General features: G+C 70.7%; 26 protein-coding genes. 14 read left to right on the top strand and 12 right to left on the bottom strand.

Features of this window, described 5'->3' with window-relative positions; translation table 11 throughout:
• The 4 genes from OG514_RS10220 to OG514_RS10205 form a co-directional block, all read right to left on the bottom strand.
• The gene (locus OG514_RS10220) at positions 1-2,061 is read right to left on the bottom strand and encodes a hypothetical protein (RefSeq protein ID WP_266893070.1); all 2,061 of its coding nucleotides are present in this window, start codon (positions 2,059-2,061) and stop codon (positions 1-3) included.
• A gap of 161 nt (positions 2,062-2,222) precedes the next feature.
• Complete coding sequence (locus OG514_RS10215; RefSeq protein ID WP_266893068.1) at positions 2,223-3,146, bottom strand: isopenicillin N synthase family oxygenase; 924 nt, start codon at positions 3,144-3,146, stop codon at positions 2,223-2,225.
• Positions 3,139-3,591, bottom strand: coding sequence for a nucleoside deaminase (locus tag OG514_RS10210; protein WP_266893066.1), 453 nt, complete (start codon positions 3,589-3,591; stop codon positions 3,139-3,141). Before OG514_RS10210 ends, OG514_RS10215 begins: the two co-directional genes overlap by 8 nt.
• Before the next feature lie 31 nt (positions 3,592-3,622).
• On the bottom strand, positions 3,623-3,886 hold the full coding sequence (locus tag OG514_RS10205; protein ID WP_266893064.1) for a GntR family transcriptional regulator: 264 nt from the start codon (positions 3,884-3,886) through the stop codon (positions 3,623-3,625).
• 163 nt (positions 3,887-4,049) lie between these two features.
• Here OG514_RS10205 and OG514_RS10200 point away from each other — a divergent pair, with 163 nt between their 5' ends.
• The 4 genes from OG514_RS10200 to OG514_RS10185 all read left to right on the top strand — a co-directional run bounded on the left by OG514_RS10200 (position 4,050) and on the right by OG514_RS10185 (position 6,170).
• Entirely contained in the window at positions 4,050-4,409 is a 360-nt protein-coding gene (locus OG514_RS10200; protein WP_266893063.1) for a hypothetical protein, read from the top strand.
• 32 nt (positions 4,410-4,441) lie between these two features.
• Positions 4,442-4,762 carry a hypothetical protein gene (locus OG514_RS10195; protein WP_266893062.1) on the top strand — a complete coding sequence of 107 codons (321 nt, stop codon included), beginning with the start codon at positions 4,442-4,444 and terminating at the stop codon, positions 4,760-4,762.
• A 147-nt stretch (positions 4,763-4,909) separates the two neighbouring features.
• Positions 4,910-5,101 carry a hypothetical protein gene (locus OG514_RS10190; protein ID WP_266893061.1) on the top strand — a complete coding sequence of 64 codons (192 nt, stop codon included), beginning with the start codon at positions 4,910-4,912 and terminating at the stop codon, positions 5,099-5,101.
• Between the two features lie 139 nt (positions 5,102-5,240).
• Positions 5,241-6,170, top strand: coding sequence for a DMT family transporter (locus tag OG514_RS10185; RefSeq protein ID WP_266893060.1), 930 nt, complete (start codon positions 5,241-5,243; stop codon positions 6,168-6,170).
• Here OG514_RS10185 and OG514_RS10180 read toward each other — a convergent pair.
• Both OG514_RS10180 and OG514_RS10175 read right to left on the bottom strand, forming a co-directional pair.
• Positions 6,073-6,957, bottom strand: coding sequence for a LysR family transcriptional regulator (locus OG514_RS10180; RefSeq protein ID WP_266893059.1), 885 nt, complete (start codon positions 6,955-6,957; stop codon positions 6,073-6,075). The two genes, OG514_RS10185 and OG514_RS10180, sit on opposite strands and share 98 nt — an antisense overlap.
• A gap of 1 nt (position 6,958) precedes the next feature.
• Entirely contained in the window at positions 6,959-7,354 is a 396-nt protein-coding gene (locus OG514_RS10175) for a PLD nuclease N-terminal domain-containing protein (RefSeq protein ID WP_266893057.1), read from the bottom strand.
• Positions 7,355-7,444: 90 nt separating this feature from the next.
• On the opposite strand from OG514_RS10175, the gene OG514_RS10170 reads away from it, so the two are divergent.
• From OG514_RS10170 to OG514_RS10160, 3 genes are read left to right on the top strand one after another with little or no spacing between them, the layout of a single operon-like run.
• Positions 7,445-8,902 carry a menaquinone biosynthesis decarboxylase gene (locus tag OG514_RS10170; RefSeq protein ID WP_266893055.1) on the top strand — a complete coding sequence of 486 codons (1,458 nt, stop codon included), beginning with the start codon at positions 7,445-7,447 and terminating at the stop codon, positions 8,900-8,902.
• Positions 8,899-9,801, top strand: a complete 903-nt coding sequence (gene mqnP / locus OG514_RS10165; RefSeq protein WP_266893053.1) for a menaquinone biosynthesis prenyltransferase MqnP — start codon at positions 8,899-8,901, stop codon at positions 9,799-9,801. The genes OG514_RS10170 and mqnP overlap by 4 nt, the downstream gene beginning before the upstream one ends.
• Before the next feature lie 32 nt (positions 9,802-9,833).
• On the top strand, positions 9,834-10,511 hold the full coding sequence (locus OG514_RS10160; protein ID WP_266893051.1) for a UbiX family flavin prenyltransferase: 678 nt from the start codon (positions 9,834-9,836) through the stop codon (positions 10,509-10,511).
• Here the strand turns inward: OG514_RS10160 and OG514_RS10155 are convergent.
• Complete coding sequence (locus OG514_RS10155) at positions 10,508-10,645, bottom strand: hypothetical protein (RefSeq protein ID WP_167346897.1); 138 nt, start codon at positions 10,643-10,645, stop codon at positions 10,508-10,510. The genes OG514_RS10160 and OG514_RS10155 overlap by 4 nt on opposite strands.
• Positions 10,646-10,758: 113 nt before the next feature.
• Between OG514_RS10155 and OG514_RS10150 the strand changes: the two genes are divergently transcribed.
• Both OG514_RS10150 and mqnE read left to right on the top strand, forming a co-directional pair.
• Positions 10,759-11,214 carry an Lrp/AsnC family transcriptional regulator gene (locus OG514_RS10150; protein ID WP_266893047.1) on the top strand — a complete coding sequence of 152 codons (456 nt, stop codon included), beginning with the start codon at positions 10,759-10,761 and terminating at the stop codon, positions 11,212-11,214.
• A 64-nt stretch (positions 11,215-11,278) separates the two neighbouring features.
• Complete coding sequence (gene mqnE / locus OG514_RS10145) at positions 11,279-12,457, top strand: aminofutalosine synthase MqnE (protein WP_266893045.1); 1,179 nt, start codon at positions 11,279-11,281, stop codon at positions 12,455-12,457.
• Positions 12,458-12,508: 51 nt separating this feature from the next.
• Here the strand turns inward: mqnE and OG514_RS10140 are convergent, their stop codons facing one another.
• Together OG514_RS10140 and OG514_RS10135 are read right to left on the bottom strand one after the other, a co-directional pair.
• On the bottom strand, positions 12,509-13,387 hold the full coding sequence (locus OG514_RS10140; RefSeq protein ID WP_266893043.1) for an AraC family transcriptional regulator: 879 nt from the start codon (positions 13,385-13,387) through the stop codon (positions 12,509-12,511).
• Between the two features lie 80 nt (positions 13,388-13,467).
• Positions 13,468-14,001 carry a GNAT family N-acetyltransferase gene (locus OG514_RS10135; RefSeq protein ID WP_266893042.1) on the bottom strand — a complete coding sequence of 178 codons (534 nt, stop codon included), beginning with the start codon at positions 13,999-14,001 and terminating at the stop codon, positions 13,468-13,470.
• Between the two features lie 144 nt (positions 14,002-14,145).
• Between OG514_RS10135 and OG514_RS10130 the strand changes: the two genes are divergently transcribed.
• From OG514_RS10130 to OG514_RS10110, 5 genes are all read left to right on the top strand, one after another.
• Positions 14,146-14,412, top strand: a complete 267-nt coding sequence (locus tag OG514_RS10130) for a DUF4229 domain-containing protein (protein WP_266893041.1) — start codon at positions 14,146-14,148, stop codon at positions 14,410-14,412.
• Positions 14,413-14,785: 373 nt separating this feature from the next.
• Positions 14,786-16,111 (top strand): dicarboxylate/amino acid:cation symporter, encoded by a 1,326-nt coding sequence (locus OG514_RS10125; RefSeq protein WP_266893039.1) that lies wholly within the window; start codon positions 14,786-14,788, stop codon positions 16,109-16,111.
• Between the two features lie 166 nt (positions 16,112-16,277).
• A complete protein-coding gene (locus OG514_RS10120; RefSeq protein WP_266893037.1) occupies positions 16,278-16,676 on the top strand; it encodes a hypothetical protein in 399 nt (132 codons plus the stop codon).
• 69 nt (positions 16,677-16,745) lie between these two features.
• Positions 16,746-17,390 carry a TetR/AcrR family transcriptional regulator gene (locus tag OG514_RS10115; protein ID WP_266893036.1) on the top strand — a complete coding sequence of 215 codons (645 nt, stop codon included), beginning with the start codon at positions 16,746-16,748 and terminating at the stop codon, positions 17,388-17,390.
• Between the two features lie 162 nt (positions 17,391-17,552).
• A complete protein-coding gene (locus OG514_RS10110) occupies positions 17,553-19,418 on the top strand; it encodes a long-chain fatty acid--CoA ligase (protein WP_266900814.1) in 1,866 nt (621 codons plus the stop codon).
• 13 nt (positions 19,419-19,431) lie between these two features.
• Here the strand turns inward: OG514_RS10110 and OG514_RS10105 are convergent, their stop codons facing one another.
• From OG514_RS10105 to OG514_RS10095, 3 genes are all read right to left on the bottom strand, one after another.
• Positions 19,432-20,085 (bottom strand): pyridoxal 5'-phosphate synthase, encoded by a 654-nt coding sequence (locus tag OG514_RS10105; protein ID WP_266893034.1) that lies wholly within the window; start codon positions 20,083-20,085, stop codon positions 19,432-19,434.
• The gene (locus OG514_RS10100; protein WP_266893032.1) at positions 20,082-21,374 is read right to left on the bottom strand and encodes an FAD-dependent monooxygenase; all 1,293 of its coding nucleotides are present in this window, start codon (positions 21,372-21,374) and stop codon (positions 20,082-20,084) included. Before OG514_RS10100 ends, OG514_RS10105 begins: the two co-directional genes overlap by 4 nt.
• Positions 21,375-21,483: 109 nt before the next feature.
• Complete coding sequence (locus OG514_RS10095) at positions 21,484-22,659, bottom strand: acetyl-CoA acetyltransferase (RefSeq protein ID WP_266893030.1); 1,176 nt, start codon at positions 22,657-22,659, stop codon at positions 21,484-21,486.
• Positions 22,660-22,698: the final 39 nt, after the last annotated feature.

The raw sequence follows: 22,698 nt of genomic DNA, 5'->3' as shown, positions 1-22,698 counted from the left end.
TCAGACTCCGTCCTCGCGGCCCGGCGGCAGCGACAGCTCCCGCCAGGCACGGATGTCGCGCGGCCAGTGGGTGGCCGCGTCCCAGAGTGAACCGCTGCCCGTCAGATGACGGCCGGAGAGCCGGCGCAACTCGTGCGCGAGGCGGTCCGCCACCTCGTCGTCGGGCAGTGCGAGCGGATCGGTGAGCAGCCATACGGCGTGCAGCAACCGCCGTACGGACAGGTGGAGTTCGATGGTGTCGGCGTCCAGTCCCGGCGGGAGGTCTCCGGTCGGTCCCTGGCCGAGGGCGACCGCCCGGCGCGGGTCGGGGCCGGTCCGGTCGCGCTCGCGGGGGTACGGGGCGGCGCCGATGAACCGCAGCCGCCCGAGCCAGCCGAGGACGTCCTGCTCCGGGAAGGTGACCCGCAGCTGGGTGACGGCCTCTTCGGTGCGGCCGAGGGCCAGGTCGTGATGGAGCCGGTACGGGCCCGGCTCGGGGCCGTAGTGCCGGTGCAGGGTCTCGTGGACGGCGCGCCAGGCCGCGTACCGGGGGTGATCGCCGTCCTCGAAGCGGAGGCGGTGCAGGAGCAGGGCGCGGAGCAGCGGGTCGCCGACGAAGTGCCGGGGGCTCTCGACCCAGTCCTCGGAGCGCAGTTGGTCGCGGACGCGCAGCGCCACGTCCCCGTCGAGGGACTCGCCCTGGAGCCGGGCGTGGGCGAGCATCCGGGCGGACTCCTCGTCGTGGGCGGCGGCGAGCACGGTGTACGGGCCGGGCCGCCGCACCGGGAGGAGTTCGGCGAGGAGGGTGGGGGCGACGGGCACCGGTGGGGCGTCCTCGCGCAGTTCGACCATCAGGTCGAGCAGTCCGCCCGGGGTGAGGCCGGCCCGCAGGTGCTCCGGGGCCTCTCCGGCGGCGCGGCCGAGGAGGGCCACGCCGAGGGGGCGTCCACCGGTCAACCGGTGCACGGCGCGGGCGAGTTCGGTGGGCGTGCGGCCTGAGGAGTCGTGGTGGTCGAAGGCGGAGCGGGTCTGCGACGGGGAGAGCGGCGTGAGCTCCACGGCGAGGATGCCGGAGCCCACCCGGGCGTCGCGCGGGCCGGGCGCCCGGTGCGAGGTTTCCGGCAGCCGGGTGCGGGTGGCGTGCCGCAGCCCCTCGTGTTCCCGGACCCGGGAGGTGGCGAGGACGACGACCCGGTCGCGGCGGCCCTCGGCGCGGGCGCGCAGCATCGGTTCGACGAGCTGCCGGCCGAGCGGTTCGTGGGCGTTGTCGAGGAGGACGAGCGGGCGGCCGATGCGGCCGCCGCGCCGGATCCCGACGTACGGGTGGAGCAGGTCCTCGGTGAGGGCGCCGACGAGGAAGCCCTCGGCCTCGGCGCGGCGCCGGCCGCCCTGCTCGAAGTCGATCGCGAGCTGCTGGAGACCGGCCTTGCCGCGTCCGCCCGCGTTGCGATAGGCGCCGTACCAGCTCTCCGAGGTGCGCTGGAGGCGGCCGAAGACCTCCTCCAGGACGGTCTCCACGGTGGCCTCGGCCAGCAGTCCGGCGAGCGGCACGGTGGCCTCGGCGAAGGTGGCGGCCAGCTTGGCGAGGACCTTGCCGACCCAGTGGGTGGCGGCGCCCCTGGTCGGGTCGACGGTGGCGAGCAGCGGTCCGAGCCGCTGGAGGTCGCGCCGGGCGCGCTCGTCGTCCTCGTGCGACCAGCCGAGCGAGGCGACCGCGACGAGCCCGAGCGAGACCCGGGGGAACTTCACCGGCCGCGCGCCGAGCACCTTCGGCGACAGCTGTACGGCGAGCTCGGCGAGGGCCCCGGTGAGCGGGGTCCAGCCGGGGCCGTGGTCGGCGGGCGGCTCGATGTGCGCGCAGTCGAGGAGCGCGAGCGGCGTGTACCCCTTGTAGCGGTTGCGGACCTCCTTGAGCAGGGCGGTCTTCCCCGTGCCGCGCCCGCCGGTGAAGACGGTGACCGGCGGATCGTCACCGTGCTCGAACGGCACCCGCGAGGCGCCGTGCTTCGTCAGGCCGCTGAGGCGCGCGACCAGTCCGGCATCGTGCAAGGCCGCCTCGCGGCCGTACAACTCCCTGTCCACGACCCGCCACCCCCGTTGCCCCCGTTACCCCCGTCACATCCAACTCCAGGATATCGACGGCATGTTGGGAAAGCGGTGCGCTTTTCGACTCTGCTTTCGAGTCGTTGCGAAGGTGTGTCTTGTGCGGCCGTCCTGTGACGGAGTGCCTGGTGGCGGTGGTGTCAGTCCGTGGCGATCGCGTCGAGCTGGGCCCGCAGGTAGCCGTGCGACTCGATGCCGTGGATCGTCGTCCCGGGCGTGCACTCGTAGAAGTACACGAGCGACATCAGCTCCTCCGTGGGGACGTCGGCCGGCGGCGGCAGCACCCGGTGTCGGCCCGAATGCCACCGTCCATCGGTCCAACCCGCCATCAGGTCACCGATGTTGACGGTGAAGGCCGCCGGATCGTGCGGGGCGTCACGCCAGCCGTCGGCGTCGGTGAAGACCTGCAGCCCGCCCTTGCCCGCCTGCCGGTCGAGGACGGTCACCGTGCCGAAGTCGGTGTGCGGGCCGATCCGGAACTGGCCCGGCTCCGGCTCGCCCGTCCGCTCCCGCCCCGGGTACCAGTTGATGTTGAAGCCGAAGGTGGGGTGCCCGGTGTGCCGGGTGAAGAAGTCCCGCTCCTCGCCGAGGGCCACGCCGAGCAGGTCCAGGACCCGGTCCGAGAGCGTCTTCATCTGCGCCAGATACGTCTCCACCAGCGGCTTCAGCTCGGGGACCTCGGCCGGCCAGGTGTTCGGCAGGAACCATTCGGCGTCCACGGCCGGGTCCCCGGTCGGCTCGTCCGCCGCGAAGGACAGCGACTCCTTCAGATCGGGCGGGGTCGCCGTGCCCTCCGCGTACCCGTTGGCCTCCGCGCCGGGCCCGAGCCAGCCCCGGCCGCCGACCCGCACGGCGTACGGCTCCTTGACGGCCCCCGGAAGGTGGAAGAAGCGGCGCGCCACCGACCGGATCTCGGCCCGGAGCCCCGGGTCCACCCCGTGCCCGGTCACCAGCAGGAAGCCGGCCTCGCGGAGGGCGCGGTCGACGGCGGGGAGCTGCGGGGCCGTGTCGCGGGCCAGATCGATCGTGGGGAGGTCCGCCTCGCGCGAGGGTCCTTCATTCATCACCGATGTCCTCGTTCCAGAGAGCCGGCTGTCCGGCGATGAACTCCCGCATCAGCGCGGCGCATTCGGGATCGTCGAGGACGATGACCTCGACCCCGTGCTCGGCGAGCCAGTCGTGCCCGCCGTGGAAGGTCTCCGCCTCCCCGACGACCACCCGCGAGATCCCGAACTGCCGGACGAGACCGGAGCAGTACCAGCAGGGGGAGAGGGTCGTCACCATGGTCGTACCCCGGTACGAGCGCTGCCGGCCGGCCGCCCGGAAGGCGGCGGTCTCCGCGTGCGTCGAGGGGTCCCCGTCCTGTACGCGCCGGTTGCGGCCGCGCCCGAGCAGCGCGCCGTCCGCCCCGTACAGTGCGGCCCCGATGGGGATCCCGCCCTCTTCCCGTCCCGCCCGGGCCTCGGCGAGGGCGGTGGCGAGCCACCGGTGGGCTTGTTCCTGGTCCATGCGGGGACTCTTCCCCGCTGGACCGTCGACCTCACGCCTCCGGTGGAGGGCTGCTCTTTCCGGCGGTGGGGGTGACGTAAGAGCCCTTGCCGGGCACGGTGATGATCAGGCCGCGCTCGCGCAGTTCACGCATGGCCCGGCGGGCGGTGAGTACGGCGATGCCGTGCTCCTCGGAGAGACGTCCCGGCGTCGGGATCATCCGGTCAGGGGCGAACTCCCCGGACGCGATCTTCGCTGCGATCACGTCGGCCAGCTGCATGTACAGCGGGCGTCCCGACTGCGGATCAAGGCTCATACCTCCAGGCTAGATAGTCATACAAAGACACGTTTGGCTGACTCTAGCTGCAGAGTGATGTAGCACTGTGCATCACGCACTACGTTGGGCGCGAACGGAAGACCCCGGCGACCGTCCTACCGGCCCCGGGGCATGGCCACCAACTACCAACGGAGTTGATGACGTGCGGAACCCTATCGCGCGCGTACTGGGCCGGGCCTGGATCCCGCTCCTCCTCTGGCTGCTCATGCTGACCCTGCCGCCCACCGGCCGGCACCGGCCCCGGCCGGTCGCCCACCGCTCACCCCGGCGGCCCCGCCGCGCCGCGACCCCCGCGCCGCGCCATCGCGTCCCGACCCGGCGATCCCCGTACGCCAGGGAGCAGGCGTTGCTCCTCGACGGTGCTCGGTCGCCCTTGGAACGGCCCTACCTCGCGGCGGCCTCGGCGCGGGCCGAGCAGCGACGGCGACGGCGGGCGTTGTGGTTCGCGACGGTCGGGGTCGATGTCGACCAGCGGAACATCCACACCGGGGGTGCCCGATGAGCCGGTGTGGGGCGAGGCGGTCGGTGTTCGCCGTGGCGGACGTGGTGCGGCCGGTCTGGGGCGGTTCGGTCTGCGTGCTCGCCGTGGGGCACGACGGCCACCACCGTGACCGGGCCGGTGACGGCTGGTGGGTGACGCCGGAGATCGCCGACGCGGTGAGCGTGTCCGTACTGGCCCACGCCCTTACGACGCCGCCCGAGCCGGAGTTCACGTCACCGCGCTGCCTTGTCGGCCGCCACGACCACTGCCGCGACCACGTTCCCCGAGACAGCGGTGTGGAAGGGGTCCGCTATCTCGTGTGCGGGTGCCTCTGCCATCCGGCGCCCCTCTCCGGGGGGCACGTCGGGCCCTGACGCTCGCGGGTCCCCCGGTCGCTGCCGCCGATCGGCTGAGGACCGGGGGTCCACCGGCCAGGTGCGCGGAGGACCCGTGGCCGGTGGATCTAGGTTGCGGGGTGCTCCGCCGTTCCGCGGGGCCGTCGTCCTACCGAGAGGTCTTCCATGCGTTCCCTGCTGACCGCCCTCGCCACCGGTGTCCTCGTCCTCGGCGCCGCCGGTGTCGCGAGCGCCGACGTCTACGTCGACTTCGAGCCGGAGGCCTCGCACACCATCGTGTTCGGCGACTGGCTCCAGTTCGCCCACGACGACGTCTTCAACGCCGGTCACGACAACACCGTCGGCTCCGACAACTGACGTCTCCCGCTCCGCTGCCTGCCGCGTCACCGCGCGGGTAGCGGCCCGGAGGGGTCATCGGCTCAGCCGATCGCCCCCATCGGGAGGTCTCCCCACTGGCTCGTGGACCCGGATCCGGGGCGCTCGTAGCGTCGTCCCCATGAGAAACGAGACCAGGGGAACCATCGAACTCACCCTCGCCATGGTGCTTTCCGGCACGCTCGGCGTCTTCGTCGTCGAGTCCGGTGCCTCGCCCTTCGAGGTGGTGTTCTTCCGGTGCCTCTTCGGGGCGCTCGCGCTCGGGGTGTACAGCCTGCTGCGGGGGTTCTTCACCGGGCACGGGTTCACCGGCAGGAAGCTGGGGCTCGCCGCGCTCGGTGGGCTGTTCATCGTCTTCAACTGGGTCTTCCTGTTCGAGGCCTATGAAGCCGCCTCGATCTCCCTCGCCACCGTCGTCTATCACACGCAGCCGTTCTTCCTGGTGCTGCTCGGGGCGGTCTTCATGAGGGAGCGGATCTCCGCCGGGAAGCTGGGGTGGCTCGGGCTCGCCTTCGTCGGGCTCGTGCTCGTCTCCGGGGTGCGGCCGGGGGACACCGGCTCCCTCAAGGGGCTCGGGTTCGCGCTCGCCGCCGCCGTGCTCTACGCCCTCGCCACCTTCGTCACCAAGCGGATCACCGGTGTGCGGCCCCATCTGATCGCCCTCGTGCAGGTGGTCGTCGGGCTTCCCCTGCTGCTGCCGTTCGTCGACTTCGGCGCCACCGCCTCACTCGGCTCCGGGTGGCTCTGGCTCCTCGGTCTCGGGCTCATCCACACCGGGCTGATGTACGTCCTCATGTACTCCGCCTACGCCAAGCTGCCCACCGCCAAGATCGCCGTGCTCGCCTTCACCTACCCGGCCGTCGCGATGGGCGTCGACTGGGCCGTGTACGGGCATCACATCGGGCTCGTCCAGGCGCTCGGCGTTCCGCTGATCGTGCTGGCCAGCCTCAAGGTCACCCTCGCTGCTCGGACACCAGTCGCCGCGCCTGCTCCACGAACAGCCGGACATGAGCCGGAAGCTGCTTCCCCCGTCGCCACGCGAGCTGCGTGAAGAGGGTGAACGGGGCCTCCCAGTCCAGGGGGAGCAAGGTCCCCGATGCCAGTTCCTCGGCCACCGCGACCTGGGGGAGGAGCGCCACCCCCAGGCCGGCGGCCACGCCGCGTTTCGTCGCCTCGATCGTGCCGAACTCCATGAACGGCGGCGCCCACTCCCGTAGCTCCGCCTCGAACAGGTCGCGGTACGGGCAGCCCGGCTCGGTGCCCACGAGACGTGCCCCCGCCAGGTCCGCGGCCGTCAGGCCCGTACGGCCGACCAGGGGGTGGCCGGGGCCCGCCACCAGGACCAGGGGTTCGGGGGCCAGGACCTCCGACTCCAGGCCCTCGTGCTCCGTGTCCGGTTCCATCAGGAAGCCGACGTCGTACGTGCCCTGGCGCAGTGCCTGCCGGGTCTCGTCGCCGAGGGTGGGGCGCAGGGTGAGCCGCACGCCGGGGTAGCGGTGGTGGAAGTACTCCAGGAGCGGCGGCAGCCGGTAGGAGGTCAGGGACTCCATCGTGCCGACCGCGATCGTGCCGGTCGGTTCCGCCGCGCTCGCCACCGCCGTACGGGCCTCCTCCGCGAGCTCCGCCATCCGGCGGGCGTACGGCAGGAGCCGCTCCCCGGCCTCGGTGAGCCGGATGCGGCTGCCGAGGCGCTCGAAGAGTTCCACGCCGAGCGAGGATTCGAGCGAGCGGATCTGGCCCGTGACGCTGGACTGGGCGTAGCCCAGTTCCGCGGCGGCCCGGGTGAAGGAGAGGACCGTCGCGACCTTCTCGAAGGTGGCCAGGAGCCGGAGCTCCATGTCAGGGCTTCTCGGGGTCGTCGCCGCCCTGTTCGCGCTTCCTCAGCTCTTCCTCGCGGCGGCGCAGGTCCGCCTCCCAGTCCTTGAGGGCGGACTCGTCGTCGGGCCCGGCGTCCGGCCGCCCGGTCTTCTGCTCGTCCTTGAGGGACTTGAGGAACTCGGGGTTGTCGTCGGGGGCCACCCAGTCACCGGCGCCCGCGCCGCCCCGGGTCCGCGGCCGCCGGTCCTTGCCGGCGACGATCCAGCCGATCGCGCCGACCACGGAGAACAGCAGGACGACGATGGCCCAGACCGGCTTCGGAAGGTGCTTGACCTCTTCTTCCGGGGTGTTCAGGCAGTCGATGAAGGCGTAGATCATCAGCGCCAGAGGCAGGATGAAAAGCAGCGCCCTGAGCATGTGGGACAGCCCCCTGGAAGCAATGGCGGGGGCGCGTTTCGACGGCCCCGGTGACAGGTCAAGGGTAGCCGGTGACCGATACTGACCCCTATGGCTTACGACGATCTCCGCTCGCTGCTCAGGGCCCTGGAACGCGAAGGCGACCTCAAGCGCATCAAGGCCGAAGTCGACCCGTACCTGGAGGTCGGGGAGATCGTCGACCGGGTGAACAAGGCGGGGGGCCCGGCGCTTCTCTTCGAGAACGTCAAGGGTTCCTCGATGCCGCTCGCGATGAACGTCTTCGGGACCGACCGCCGACTGCTCAAGGCCCTCGGCCTGAAGTCGTACGGCGAGATCAGCGAGAAGATCGGCGGGCTGCTCAAGCCCGAGCTTCCGCACGGTTTCGTCGGTGTCCGCGAGGCGTTCGGCAAGCTCGGCTCCATGGTCCACGTGCCTCCGAAGAAGGTGAAGTCGGACGCCGCGCCCGTGCAGGAGGTCGTGCTCACCGGGGACGACGTCGATCTCGACCTGCTGCCCGCGCTCTTCACCTGGCCCAAGGACGGCGGCTCCTTCTTCAATCTCGGGCTCACGCACACCAAGCACCCCGAGACCGGGGTCCGGAACCTCGGGCTCTACCGCCTCCAGCGCCACGACAAGCGCACCATCGGCATGCACTGGCAGATCCACAAGGACAGCCGCAACCACTACGCCGTCGCGGCGGCGAAGGGTGAGCGGCTGCCGGTCGCCATCGCCTTCGGCTGCCCGCCGGCCGTCACGTACGCCTCCACCGCCCCGCTGCCCGGCGACATCGACGAGTACCTCTTCGCCGGCTTCGTGCAGGGCAAGCGGATCGAGATGGTCGACTGCAAGACCGTCCCTCTCCAGGTCCCCGCGCAGGCCGAGGTCGTCGTCGAGGGCTGGCTGGAGCCGGGCGAGATGCTGCCGGAGGGTCCCTTCGGCGACCACACCGGTTTCTACACGCCGCAGGAGCCCTTCCCCGCGCTGAAGATCGACTGCATCACGATGCGGAAGCGTCCGCTGCTGCAGTCGATCGTCGTCGGCCGGCCGCCGACCGAGGACGGTCCGCTGGGCCGTGCGACGGAGCGTTTCTTCCTGCCGCTCCTCAAGATCATCGTGCCGGACATCGTCGACTACCACCTGCCGGAGTCGGGCGGCTTCCACAACTGCGCGATCGTCTCGATCGACAAGAAGTACCCGAAGCACGCGCAGAAGGTCATGCACGCCATCTGGGGCGCGCACATGATGTCGCTGACGAAGCTGATCATCGTCGTGGACAAGGACTGCGACGTCCACGACCTGCACGAGGTGTCCTGGCGGGCCCTCGGCAACACCGACTACGCCCGTGACCTCACGGTCGTCGAGGGGCCGGTCGACCACCTCGACCACGCCTCCTACCAGCAGTTCTGGGGTGGGAAGGCGGGCATCGACGCCACGAAGAAGCTGCCCGAGGAGGGCTACACCCGGGACGGCGGCTGGCCGGACATGGTCGAGTCGGACCCGGCGACGGCCGCCCTCGTGGACCGCCGCTGGAAGGAGTACGGGCTGTGACCACCGCGGCCGTACCCGGCGCCCAGCCGGGACGTACGAAGGCGTTCCTGCGCCTCGTGATGATCGAGCACTCGGTCTTCGCGCTGCCCTTCGCTTACACCGCCGCGCTCACCGCGATGTACCAGACGGACAGGAACATCCACTGGTGGACGCTCTTCCTCGTCACCGTCTGCATGGTGGGTCTGCGGACCTTCGCGATGGCCTGCAACCGGATCATCGACCGCGAGATCGACGCGCGTAATCCGCGCACCGCCAACCGCGAGCTGGTGACCGGCGCGGTGTCCGTGCGCTCGGCGTGGACCGGGGCCGGGATCGCCGTCGTCGTCTTCCTCGGCGCCGCCGCCCTGCTCAACCCGCTCTGTCTGGCGCTCGCGCCGCTCGCCGTCATCCCGATGGTCGTCTATCCGTACGGCAAGCGGTTCACGAACTTCCCGCACGCCATCCTCGGGCTCGCCCAGGCCATAGGGCCGATCGGCGCCTGGCTCGCGGTCACCGGCGAGTGGTCCTGGGACGCGGTGATCCTCGGTCTCGCGGTGGGCGTCTGGATCGGCGGCTTCGACCTGATCTTCGCCTGCCAGGACGTGCAGGCGGACCGGGCGCACGGCGTCATGTCGGTCCCGGCCCGCTTCGGCATCCCGGCCGCGCTGTGGGGCGCCCGCGCCTCGGCGGTCGTCACCACCGGACTGCTCTTCTGGTACGCGCTGGCCACCGACGCCGGTGTCTTCTTCTGGGCCGGTCTGGTGATCGTGGTGGCGGCGTTCTGCTACGAGCACTCGATCGTGAAGCCGCACGACCTGTCCCGTCTGAACCGGGCGTTCTTCACGACGAACGGCTTCATCGGGATCACCCTGTTCGTGTGTGCCCTCCTCGACCTGCTGGTCCGCGGGCTCACCCCGTAGCCCCCGGCCCGATGACGGATAGGCTCGACGGCATGAACGACGGCAAGCGCATCCCCTGGATCGTGGGGGTCTCCGGGGCGTCGGGTACGCCGTACGCCGCCGCCGTGTTGAGGGGGCTCCTCGCCGCGGGGGAGAGCGTCGACCTCGTCGTGTCGCGGGCCTCGCGGCTCACGCTGCTCGACGAGACGGGGATCTCGTTCCGGGACGCGCACTGGCGCGAGGACCTGGCGGCCTGGCTGGCGCGGGGTGCCGACGGGAAGCCCGACACGTTCGACGTGTCCGGTTCTCTCGACGACGTGCGGTACTGGGCGGCCGGCGATCTGGCCGCCGGCCCGTCCTCGGGTTCGTACCCGGCGAAGGGGATGCTGGTGGTGCCGGCCTCGACCGCGGCAGTGGCGGGAGTGGCGCTGGGGCTCTCGAAGGACCTGCTGCAGCGGGTCGCGAGCGTGACGCTGAAGGAGCGGCGGCCGCTGGTGGTCGCCGTGCGGGAGACCCCGCTGAACGGTCAGACGCTCAAGCACATGGTGGCGCTGGACGAGGCGGGAGCCGTGGTGCTGCCCGCCTCTCCGGCGTTCTACGCGGGGGCGACGCACATCCAGGATCTGGTGGACTTCGTCGCCGGGCGGGTCCTCGACGCGGCAGGGGTGCCGCATCGGCTGTACCGCCGGTGGGAGGGAGAGCTCGGTGGAGCGACCCTCCGGTCGGATTAGCGCTTCTTGGCGTGCTTCTTGTCGGCACGCTTCGAGGCGGCGGTCGGCTGGTGGGCACGCGAGCGGTTGGCCAGGTCCTGCAGCTCGCGCATGCGTGCGTAGGCCATCTCGATCGTGTACACGGTGAACACCACTCCTGAAAGATCGTCTTTGATCAGCTGAAAGATTCACAGGGTGTCGCCCCTGTGTACCTTAGATTCTATACCTAAACTCGCAGGATCGCTGGACAATGGAAGGCTTCATACCTATGGACGCCGTGGACAGGCAGCTCATCCAGGCTCTGCGCGAGAACGGTCGTGCCTCGTACGCCGAGCTCGGCCGGCTCGTCGGGCTCTCCGGCCCCTCCGTCACCGACCGCATCAACCGTCTTGAGGCGGCCGGAGTCATCACCGGCTACCGCGCCACCGTCGACGCCGCCTCGCTCGGCCTCGGCGTCACCGCCCTCATCGGCATCTCGCTCTCCGACGCCGCCGACCACGAGGACGTGGCCCGCCGCCTCAAGGACCTCGCCGAGATCGAGGACTGCTGGTTCATCGCCGGCGACGACTCCTTCATGCTCAAGGTGCGCGTCGGCGACGTCGACGGCCTGGAGAAGACGATCCGCCGCCTCAGCGGCACCAAGGGCGTCTCCCGCACCCGTACGACGATCGTGCTCTCCACCAAGTGGGAGAACCGGGTCGGAGAGCTGCCCGAAGAAGGCTGACCGAACGGCTGAGAGTACGGTGAGCGACGAAGTCTGATTTCGGAGAAAAGGGAGGCGCCCGGAGATGACTGCATCCATCAACGATGTGGGGCTCAAGCGCGAGCTGGAGCAGAAGGTCCGGGACGGTGAGCGGCTGAGCCGTGAGGACGGCATCGCCCTGTACGAGTCCGACGACCTCGCCTGGCTCGGCGGTCTGGCCCACGAGGTCCGGACCCGCAAGAACGGCGACGTGGTCCATTTCAATGTCAACCGGCATCTGAACATGACCAACGTCTGCACCGCCTCCTGCGCCTACTGCTCCTTCCAGCGCAAGCCGGGCGAGAAGGACGCGTACACCATGCGCATCGAGGAGGCCGTGCGCCTCGCGAAGGCGATGGAGAACGAGAACCTCACCGAGCTGCACATCGTCAACGGGCTGCACCCCAACCTGCCCTGGCGGTACTACCCGCGCTCCCTCTCCGAGCTCAAGAAGGCCCTGCCGAACGTCTCCCTCAAGGCCTTCACGGCCACCGAGATCCACCACTTCGAAACGATCTCCGGGATGTCGGCCTCCGACATCCTCGACGAGCTGATCGAGGCCGGTCTGGAGTCGCTGACCGGCGGCGGCGCCGAGATCTTCGACTGGGAGGTCCGGCAGCACATCGTGGACCACCGCACCCACTGGGAGGACTGGTCCCGGATCCACCGGCTCGCCCACGAGAAGGGGCTCAAGACCCCCTCGACCATGCTGTACGGGCACATCGAGGAGCCCCGTCACCGCGTGGACCACGTGCTGCGGCTGCGTGAGCTCCAGGACGAGACCGGCGGCTTCCAGGTCTTCATCCCGCTGCGCTACCAGCACGACTTCGTGGACATGCAGGACGGCAAGGTCCGCAACAAGCTCCAGGCGCGCACCACGATGGCGACCGGCGCCGAGGCCCTGAAGACCTTCGCGGTCTCCCGGCTCCTGTTCGACAACGTGCCGCACGTCAAGGTCTTCTGGGTCATGCACGGCGTCCAGACCGCGCAGCTCGCGCTGCAGCACGGCGCCGACGACATGGACGGCTCGGTCGTCGAGTACAAGATCACGCACGACGCCGACAACTACGGCACGCCGAACAAGCTGGGCCGCGAGGATCTCCTCGAACTGATCCGTGACGCGGGCTTCCGGCCGGTCGAGCGGAACACGCGGTACGAGATCATCCGCGAGTACCCGGGTCCGGACGCGGAGCGGCGTGAGACGCCGCAGGCGATGCGCTTCTGATCCGTTCGTGACGAGGTGAAGGGCCGGTGGGATCACCCACCGGCCCTTCTCTCATTCCGCCGTGTGCTCCACCGGGATCCACAGCTCCGCACGTGCCGTCTTCCAGTCCTCCGACGGGCGGAGGCTCATGATCTCGGGGCCCGGCCTGATCGCGTACGGGTTGGACGGGAACCACTGGGTGAAGATGTCCCGCCACAGGTACTGCACGGCCTCCGGCAACGGGCCCTCGTTCTCGAAGACCGCCCAGCTGCCGGCCGGCACGTCGAGCACCTCGAACTCCGCCGGGACCTCGGCGTCGCTCACCACCGCGTGCCAGTAGTCCAGCTGGGCGCCCTCCTCCCGGCTGTCGCTCAGGTGCACGACCGCCGAGACGACCCCCCAGGGCTCCTGGTCCGAGAGCCGGCCGAGCCGCTCGATCGTCTCCTGGCCGAGGGACCGGATGTGCGCGGCGATCGCCGGGTTCTCCCCCTCGTGGACCAGGGGGACCCGGGCCTTGCGCCCGACGACCCGGAGGTCCTTCTTCTCCACGATCCTGTACCGCATGCTGCTCTTCCCTTCGACGACGAGGCGGAAGGACATCCGAGGCTGGGCGTTCAGCGCGGCCCCCGTACGGCGCGCCTCACCCGGGCCGACCCCGTGCACCGCACGGAACGCGCGGGCGAAGGCCTCCCCGGAGCCGTAGCCGTGGCGCACCGCGATCTCCAGGAGCGTCCGCTCCCCGGCGAGCACCTCGGCGCCCGCGACGGTGAGCCGCCTGCGCCGTACGTACTCCGACAGGGGCATCCCGGCGAGCGCCGAGAACATCCGCCGGAAGTGGTGCTCCGAGGTCGTCGCGATCCGGGCCAGCTCGGCCGGGTCGAGGTCGCCGTGGAGCTCGGTGGCGAGGTGCTCCTCGATGTGGTCGAGGGCCTGGTTCAACCGCTCCAGCACGTGGTCCGTCCTTCCCTTTCCTTGTCCTCACCGTAGGAAGCGGCCAGGAGCCCGGACCCGACATCCTGTGTCCGATCCGGTCAGGTCAGGGGCAGCAGCATGATGATGTCGTCGCGGTCGTCGCCGGGGGCGACCCGGATCGCGTCGGGGACGCGCCCGACCTCCTTGTAGCCGGACTTGGCGTAGAAGCCGTCGACGCCGGTGCCGCCCCGGCAGGCCAGCCGGATCGCCTCGATCGCCTCGAAGCCCTCGGCGGTACGGGCGGTGTGCTCGACTGCCGCCATGAGGTCGCGGCCGTACCCCTTGCCCTGGTGCCGGGGGTCGACCATCACCGTGTAGAGCCACACCCAGTGCGTCATCAGGGGGTGGGTGTTGAAGGTGAAGAACGCGGTGGCGGCGATCTCGCCGTCCACGTCGCGGCCGACGAGCAGGCGCGTGCCGCCCTCGCTCATCGCGACGAAGTGCTTGAGGAGCGCGGGGCGGATCGCGTCGGGGGTGACGGGCGGGACGAAGCCGACCGCGCCACCGGCGTTGGAGACATCGGCCCAGAGGGAGAGCACGCCGTCGCGCAGGGCGGGGTCGATCGTCGGATCCACCTCGAAAGTAAGGGTCATGAGCGTAGGGTATGCATTACTTTCGAGGCGCTCAAGGGGCCCGGGCCCGGGGTGCCCGGCGCCCCGTGCTTCACTGGAGGCGCGCTTGTCCCGTATGGGATCTTGGGAACTTTTCGGAACGTCGGAACGGAAGAGTGGGCTGACATGCTCCGCTACACGCTGATGCGTCTCGGCATCTTCGCCGGATGCTTCCTCGCCCTGTGGGGCCTCGTCTATGCCGGTGTGCTGCCGCGCGGACTCGGCGACTCGAACCTCCTCTGGGTCCTCGTCCTCTCCATCGTCATCTCCGCCCCGCTGAGCTTCGTCCTGCTGCGCAAGGTGCGCGACGAGGCGAGCGCCGAGGTCGTGGCGAGGGTCGACCGCGCCAAGGGCCGCCTCGCCGCGAACCAGTCCCAGGAGGACGCGCTGTAAGAAGCCGCCGCGGCCCCGTAAAGGCTGCGTAAGCTTCGTCACAGAACCGCACAACCGGACACCCCAGCCGGAGCTTCCAAGGCTCCCGCCTGGGGTGTTCTGTGTTTCGGAGGCGGAGAGGTGTCCGTACACCCCAAAGGAGGGCTTTGAGGTTCTCAAAGTTCAAGTGTTAACGTGTTCGACATGACGACAGCAGCGCGCCCCTCTCATGCCGCGAGCACCCCGCTCGTGGCGCGCCTGCACGTCGATCTCTGCCGCTGTATGTCCGCGGTCTGTTGCCGCGAAGTCTGACCCGGCATCATGCAGCGGCCCGCGTGAAAACGCGTGTGTGCCGCACCCCCGTCCCGTATTGCCCGATACGCACCTGTGGAGTGTGTCTGTGTCCGCGTCCGCGACCACGCCCGAGAAGCAGTCCCCGGCTTCCTCGCGCATACCGAAGATTCCCTTCTGGGCCCAGATCATCGCCGGTCTGGTCCTCGGCGCCCTCCTCGGCTGGATCGCCCGCAGCCAGGACGTCTCCTGGCTGAAGGAGACCCTCGGCCAGGTCGGCGACATCTTCGTCCAGCTGCTCAAGCTGGCCGTCGCCCCGCTCGTCTTCTTCGCGATCCTGGTCTCGATCACCAACCTGCGGAAGGTGAACAACGCCGCCCGGCTCGCCACCCGCACCCTGCTCTGGTTCATGATCACCTCGCTGATCGCGGTGGCCATCGGCCTCGCCATCGGCCTGATCACCAACCCGGGCGCCGGCACCGGCCTCACCCCGCAGGACGGCAAGCTGCCGAAGCGCGAGGGCTCCTGGATCGACTTCCTGACCGGCATCATCCCGTCGGACGTCATCACGCCGTTCACCGAGCTGAACGTCCTCCAGATCGTCTTCATGGCCGCCGTCGCCGGCATCGCCGCCCTCCAGCTGGGCGACAAGGCGAAGCCGATCCTGACCCTCTCCGAGTCGATCCTGGAGCTGCTCCAGAAGGCCCTGTGGTGGGTCATCCGCCTCGCCCCGATCGGCACCATCGGCCTCATCGGCTTCGCCATCGCGGACTACGGCTGGGACCTGATCGGCAAGTACGCGACCTTCACCGCCGACGTCTACATCGGCTGCGCCCTGGTCATGTTCGGCGTCTACCCGCTGCTCCTCGCGACGGTCGCCAAGGTCAACCCGGTCCAGTTCTACAAGGGCGCCTGGCCGGCCATCCAGCTGGCCTTCGTCTCCCGCTCCTCGGTCGGCACCATGCCGGTCACCCAGAAGGTCACCGAGCGCCTCGGCGTCCCGAAGGAGTACGCCTCCTTCTCCGTCCCGTTCGGCGCCACCACCAAGATGGACGGCTGCGCCGCGATCTACCCGGCGCTCGCCGCGATCTTCATCGCGCAGATCTTCGACGTGCAGCTCGGCATCGGTGACTACCTGCTCATCGCCTTCGTCTCGGTCATCGGCTCGGCGGCCACCGCCGGTCTGACCGGTGCGACGGTCATGCTGACCCTGACCCTCTCCACCCTGGGCCTGCCCCTGGAGGGCGTCGGCCTGCTCATGGCGATCGACCCGATCCTCGACATGATGCGGACCGCCACCAACGTCGCCGGCCAGGCGCTGGTCCCGGTGATCGTCTCCGCCAAGGAGAAGATCCTCGACCTCGACAAGTACAACGGGGCGTCCTCCTCGCCCGTCGACGACCGCGAGTCGGTGGCTGTCGCCGCCTAGGACCAGTACGTCGAGTCGACGCAAGCGCCCCGGACCCCTGACGGTCCGGGGCGCTTCGGCGTGCGGGAGGGGACGCGGGAAGTCGGTTGCTCAAGCTGCATGATCGTATTTAATGACCCAGCGTGCGCTCCGATTTCGCGGAGCGCGGGGACAACGAGGGGGAATCATGCGCGCGTTCAAGAGCGGCACCACGTCCACCGGCCTGAGGAGGAAGGTGGCCTCCATCGCCGCGGCGTTCGCCATGGCCGGCACCGGCCTGGCGGCCAGTGCCTCGCCGGCCGCCGCCGGCAGCCTCGGGCAGCAGCTGGCCGTCGGCACCACGTACTCGGACATGATCTATGTGTGCGGGTTCAACCAGAACGGCGAGAACGTCTGCACTCCCTGGACGGACAGCCCGGAGACGTGGACCTACTTCTCCGGCTGGTGGTTCCACGGGCGCGTGAAGATCACCGGCTACCGGAACGACGCACCGGCCGGTGAGAGCCCCTGGCGGACGGCCACCTGCGACGTGCCGGAAACGCAGACCAGCAACTGGTTCCCCTGTTACACGTCCAGCCAGCTCTGATCGGGCCGCCCCGCGGCGCATAGGCTTCGCGGGGCATCCGGCGGATCTCGGAATCAGGGGTGGGTCGCCATGGGCGACGGTGCGAAGGCGCGGCGGTTGCCGCGGGTCGTGCGGGAGCGGCAGATGCTGGACGCGGCCGTGCGGTGCTTCGCGCGGCACGGGTACCAGGCGGCCTCCATGGACGAGATCGCCGAGCTCGCGGGGGTCTCCAAGCCGCTCGTCTATCTGTATCTGAACTCCAAGGAGGAGCTCTTCACCGCTGTGATCAGGCGGGAGGCGCAGGCGCTGCTCGGGGTGGTGGCGGAGGCCGTCGTCGACCGGAGCGCGCCGCCCGACGAGCGGTTGTGGGCCGGCCTGATGGCCTTCTTCACGTATGCCGCCGGGCATCCGGAATCCTGGGTGGTGCTCAGCCGGCAGGCGCGGACGCAAGGGGAGCCGTTCGCCGGGGAGGCGGCCCGGATGCGGGACGAGATCACGGCGTTCGTGGCGGCGCTGATCGGGGAGGCGGCGCGGGAGGCGCGGGGCGGTGCGGACATCACCGAGCGGGACGTGGCGGCGCTCGCGCAGGCGCTCGTCGGCTCCGCCGAGTCGCTGGCGAGCTGGGCCAACGAGACTCCGGGGGTGACGGCGAAGGAGGCGGCCGCGACGCTGATGAACTTCGCGTGGTCCGGGCTCGGGAACCTCATGAAAAGCGAGCGCTGGTCTCCCCGTTGACTCTTACTTCGCAGTAAGGTTACCGGCTAGTCAAGGCAGTTGCAGGGTACGCAACGTACCGGCGTACGGCGGCAGTTCGCCGTCGCGCGGTAGCAGTTCACCGACGCACGACCTCAGTTCATCGCGAAGACCGAGGAGCCGCACGTGTCCGTCGTCACCGCACTGTCCGAGAGCGAACCGGTCGAGCCGTACAAGACCCTGGTCGACGGGGTGGTGCGGGAGGTCTCCCTGCCCGCCCTCGTCCCCGTGATCCGCCGCGGCTCCCTCGCCGACCTGCCGTACGACAACGCCCGGCAGGGTCCCGAGGCCGTGCTCTTCTCCCGCAAGGGACCGCAGGGCGAGTGGTACGACGTCACCGCCTCCGCCTTCGCCGCCCAGGTCCACTCCGTCGCCAAGGGCCTCATCGCCCACGGTCTGCGGCCCGGCGACCGGCTCGCCCTGATGGCCAGGACCACCTACGAGTGGACCCTGCTCGACTTCGCCGCCTGGGCGGCCGGGCTCGTCACCGTCCCCGTCTACCCGACGTCCTCCGCGTTCCAGACGCGCTGGATCCTCCAGGACTCCGGCGCCGCCGCCTGCGTCGTCGAGGACCCGGCACAGGCCCGCCTCGTCTCCGCCGAACGGATGCAGCTGCCCGGCCTCGCCCACCTCTGGGTGCTGGAAACCGGCGCCGTCGACCAGCTCCGCAAGGCGGGCGCCCGGGTCGCGGACGAGGCCGTCACCGCCCGGCGCGGGCTGCTCACCCCCGAGACCCTCGCCACCCTCATCTACACCTCCGGCACCACCGGCCGGCCCAAGGGCTGCGCCCTCACCCACGCCAACTTCTTCGCCGAGGTCGACAACGCCGTCCGGCTCCTCCACCCGGTCTTCGTCTCCGAGAGCAAGGAGCCCGCCGCCACCCTGCTCTTCCTGCCGCTCGCCCATGTCTTCGGACGGATGGTGGCCATCGGCTGCATGCGGGCCCGGGTCCGCGTCGGGCACGCCCCCTCGGTCGAGGGCCAGGAACTCCTCGGCGATCTCGCCGGATTCCGGCCCACCTTCCTGCTCGCCATCCCGTACGTGCTGGAGAAGGTCTTCAACTCCGCCCGCGCCACCGCCGAACGCGGCGGCAAGGCCGCCTCCTTCGACCGGGCCGCCCGGGTCGCCCGCCGGTACGGGCAGGAGGCCGCGCCCTCGCTCTCCCTGCGAGCCGCGCGGGCCCTGTACGACCCGCTCGTCTACCGCCGCATCCGGGCCGCGCTCGGCGGCCGGGTCAAGTACGTGATCTCCGGCGGCTCCCCGCTCGGCGCGCAGCTCGCCGAGTTCTTCACCGGCGCGGGCGTCGAGGTCTTCGAGGGGTACGGCCTGACGGAGACCACCGCCGCGTCGACGGTCACCCCGCCGCGGCGGCCCCGCACCGGCACCGTCGGCTGGCCGCTGCCCGGCACGTCCGTCCGGATCGCCGACGACGGCGAGGTCTGGCTCAAGGGCGGTCATGTCTTCGCCGGGTACTGGGACGCCCAGCGCGGGGCGGCCGTGCCGTACACCGACGACGGCTGGTTCCCCACCGGCGACCTCGGCTCCCTCGACGCCGACGGCTATCTGAAGATCACCGGCCGCAAGAAGGACATCGTCATCACCTCGGCCGGTAAGAACGTTGCCCCGGCCCCCCTGGAGGACTGGCTGCGCGCCCACCCGCTGGTCGCCCAGTGCGTGGTCCTGGGTGACAACCGCCCGTACGTCACGGCCCTGATCACCCTGGACCACGAGGGCCTGACGCACTGGCGGCGGATGCGGCACAAGGACCATCTCGCGCTCTGGGAGCTGACTCGGGACGAGGAGCTGCTGGCCGCCCTCCAGCGTGCGGTGGACGACGCCAACCGGCTCGTCTCCCGGGCGGAGTCGATCCGCGGCTTCCGGGTCCTGACCGCCGAGTTCTCGGAGAGCTCCGGCCATCTGACCCCGTCCCTGAAGCTCAAACGACGGGCGGTGCTCCGGGACTTCGCGCGGGAGATCGAGGAGATGTACGGCTCCGGGGCGGCCGACTAGTACTGGACAGTCGCTACGGCCAGAGGAGTTCGCGGGTCCAGCCGTCGCCGGTGCGGCGGTAGCGGAGGCGGAGGTGGCGGCGCTGTGCGTCGCCCTGGAAGAACTCGACCTCGGCCGGTTCGACGACGTACAGCGTCCAGGTGGGGGCGTCGGCGTCCGGCTCCTCCTGGGCCCGGAGCCAGGCCTTCGCGCTCGCCTCCGCCAGAACCTCCGGGGAGTCCAGGACCTCGCTCTGCCGGCCCACCAGCGCCGAGGCGAGGGCCCCCGTGCTGCGGGCGTGGAGGTCCTCGTACGCCTCCTCCGGGGTGCCGACGGTGACGCGGCCCCGGATCCGGACCTGGCGGCCCTGGACCGGCCAGTAGAAGCCGAGCGCGGCCTCGGGGCGGGCGGCGAGCTGGCGGCCCTTGGCGCTGGTGGCGTGCGAGGCGAAGTGCCAGCCGCGCGCGTCGGCGTCGTGCAGCATCACCGTGCGGACGTCGGGCCTGCCGTCCTCGTCCACGGTGGCCAGGGAGAGGGTGTGCGGCTCGGTCTGGCCGGCCGCGACCGCCGCCGTGAACCAGTCGTGGAAGAGGGGCAGCGGCTCGGGCGGAGCGCCCGCCGGGTCGAAGGCGGGCAGCTCGGTGTCCCAGACCTTCAGGGAGCGCAGGGCGTGGTGGAAGTCGGTCATGAGGTCACGGTAGAGCGCGGGGCGGTGGTGCCGGGGGTGCCGGCCGTGATCGGCATCCGGTAGTCCACCAGCGGGACCGCGGTCGCCGCCGCCTGGATCTCGTCGCGGATCTTCTTCGCGATGAGGTTCTTCCACGGCGTCTTCGGCAGCGTCCGCACCATGAGCATCCGCAGCTTGATCTTCCACTTGGAGCCGACGGTCATCTCCTTGACGAAGCTCTCCGCCATCTTCTGGTTCCGCTCCACGCCCGGCCGCATGTGGGCCTCGTAGCGTGCGAAGGCGACGGTGTGGTCGCCTGCGGCCCGGGCCAGTTCGCCCGCCAGGACGTATGCGCCGGTGAGGGCGAGTCCGGTGCCCTGGCCGGAGGCCGGGGAGGAGCAGTGGGCGGCGTCGCCGAGGAGGACGACGCGCCCCTTCGACCAGCGGTCCATCTCGATGAGGGAGATGGAGTCGAAGTAGAGGTCGTCGGCGTCGGCGGCATGGCCGAGGAGCCGGGGGATCTCCCAGCCGTCGCCGGCGAAGGACTCGGTGAGGTGGCGTCGCTGGGCGGTGATGTCCCGGTGGTGGTACGGGAGTTCCTCGGGCGAGGAGAAGATGAAGAGGTTCTTCGCGTCGGTCTCGCCGGCCGAGCTGTAGACGCAGACGAGCTTCCCGGGCAGGGCGTGGTACGTCTCCCAGCGGTCGAGGCCGAGGTGGTTGGGGGCGGTGAAGATGGAGACGTACGCGCCGAGGTGGCGCTTGAAGCGGCTCTCCTCGCCGAAGGCCAGGCGCCGGGTGTGGGAGTGCAGCCCGTCGGCGCCGACGACCAGGTCGAAGCGGCGGACGGTGCCGCTCTCGAAGGTGACGGTGACGCCGTCGGCGTCCTCGTCGAGGGTGGCGATCGAGTCGCCGAAGAGGTACTCGACGTCGTCGCGGGTCCGCTCGTAGAGGATGCGGGCGAGCTCGCCGCGCATGATCTCGTCGTCCTCCTCGACGCGTCCGCCGAAGATGTCGGCGGACAGTTCGCCGATGGTGCGGCCGCGGTCGTCGACGTAGGAACCGCCGCGCATGTCCGTGGAGTTGGCGCGGATCTCGTCCAGGATCCCCATCCGGCGGCAGACCTCGATCGCGGTGCCGCGGATGTCCACCTTGTAGCCGCCGGTGCGGAGTTCGGGGGCGCGCTCGACGACGGTGGGGGTGAAGCCGTAGCGGTGCAGCCAGAGGGCGAGGGCGGGGCCGGCGACCGAGGCGCCCGAGATGAGGACGGTCTTCGCGGAGGTGCGCGCGGCGGTGTTCGCGGTGCTGTTCATGGCAGGACTCCTTGTCGGTGGCCGCGGGCCGTTCCCCTGCCCGCAGACATGACTATACGGATGTCCTACACGGTTGTCTATGACGCTTGTATAGATTCTCGGCCGGGGGTCACGCCCGACCGAGGACCACCGTCCCCGACGAGCAGAACCAGCCCCCCGTGCCCGACGCCACCGCCACCTCCGGCAGGCTTCCGTCCGGTCGCCGCACCTGGAGCCCCGGTGCCTCCCCGCGCAACTGCCGTACCGCCTCCACCAGCAGGAAGAGCCCCCGCATCCCCGGGTGGCAGGCCGAGAGTCCACCGCCGTCCGTGTTCACCGGCAGCCGGTCCTTCTCCCGGAAGAACGCCCCGCCCTCGCCCTTCGCGCAGAAGCCCAGGTCCTCCAGCGTCACCAGGGTCATGTAGGTGAAGGCGTCGTAGACCTCCGCGAGGTCGACGTCCGCCGGGGTCACGCCCGCCCGCTCGAAGGCGAGCCGGCCGCTGACCGCCGCCGGGGAGACCGCGAAGTCCTCCCACTCCGACATCGTGGTGTGGGAGACGTGCTCGCCCGTGCCGAGGACCCAGACCGGGGCCGTACGGCAGTCCTGGACGTACTCCTCCGCGACGAGCAGCACCGCGCAGCCGCCGTCGGAGCGCAGGCAGCAGTGCAGCTTGGTGAAGGGGTCCGCGATCATCGGGCCGGACAGGACGTCGTCGACGGTGATCGGCTCGCGGAACATCGCCTCCGGGTTGAGCGCCGCGTTCGCCCGCGCCTGGACGGCCACTTCAGCGAGCTGCTCCAGGGTCGTTCCGTACTCGTGCATGTGGCGGCGGGCGGCCATCGCGTACTTGGCGATCAGGGTGTGCCCGTACGGCACCTCGAACTGGAGCGGGCCGCGCGACCCGAAGGAGAGGTTCGCGGTGCGGCGCCGGGCGCGGATGTCGGCGCGCGCGGTGGAGCCGTACACGAGGAGGACGGCGTTCGCGTGGCCGGCGGCGATCGCGTCGGCGGCGTGCGCGGCCATGACCTCCCAGGTGGCGCCGCCGACGGCGGTCGAGTCCACCCAGCGGGGCCGGAGCCCGAGGTACTCGGCGACCTCGACCGGGGCGAGGGTGCCGAGGCCCGCCGAGGCGAGGCCGTCGATCAGGGAGCGGTCCAGGCCGCTGTCCGCGAGGGCGCGCCGGGCGGCCTGGGCGTGCAGGGCGTACGGGGTGGCCTCGTCGACCCGGCCGCAGTCGGCGAGGGCGACGCCGGCGACGGCGACGCGGCGGGGGCTGCGTGCGGTGGTGGGTGCGATGGTCGGCATGAATCTGACGGTACATCAGATTCATTCGATCGGGACCGG

The organism is Streptomyces sp. NBC_00572, from assembly GCF_026341815.1.
In the GTDB taxonomy this organism is placed as follows: domain Bacteria; phylum Actinomycetota; class Actinomycetes; order Streptomycetales; family Streptomycetaceae; genus Streptomyces.
Note: the sequence above shows the minus strand (reverse complement) of the source record. Positions and strands in the feature narration are given on the sequence as shown.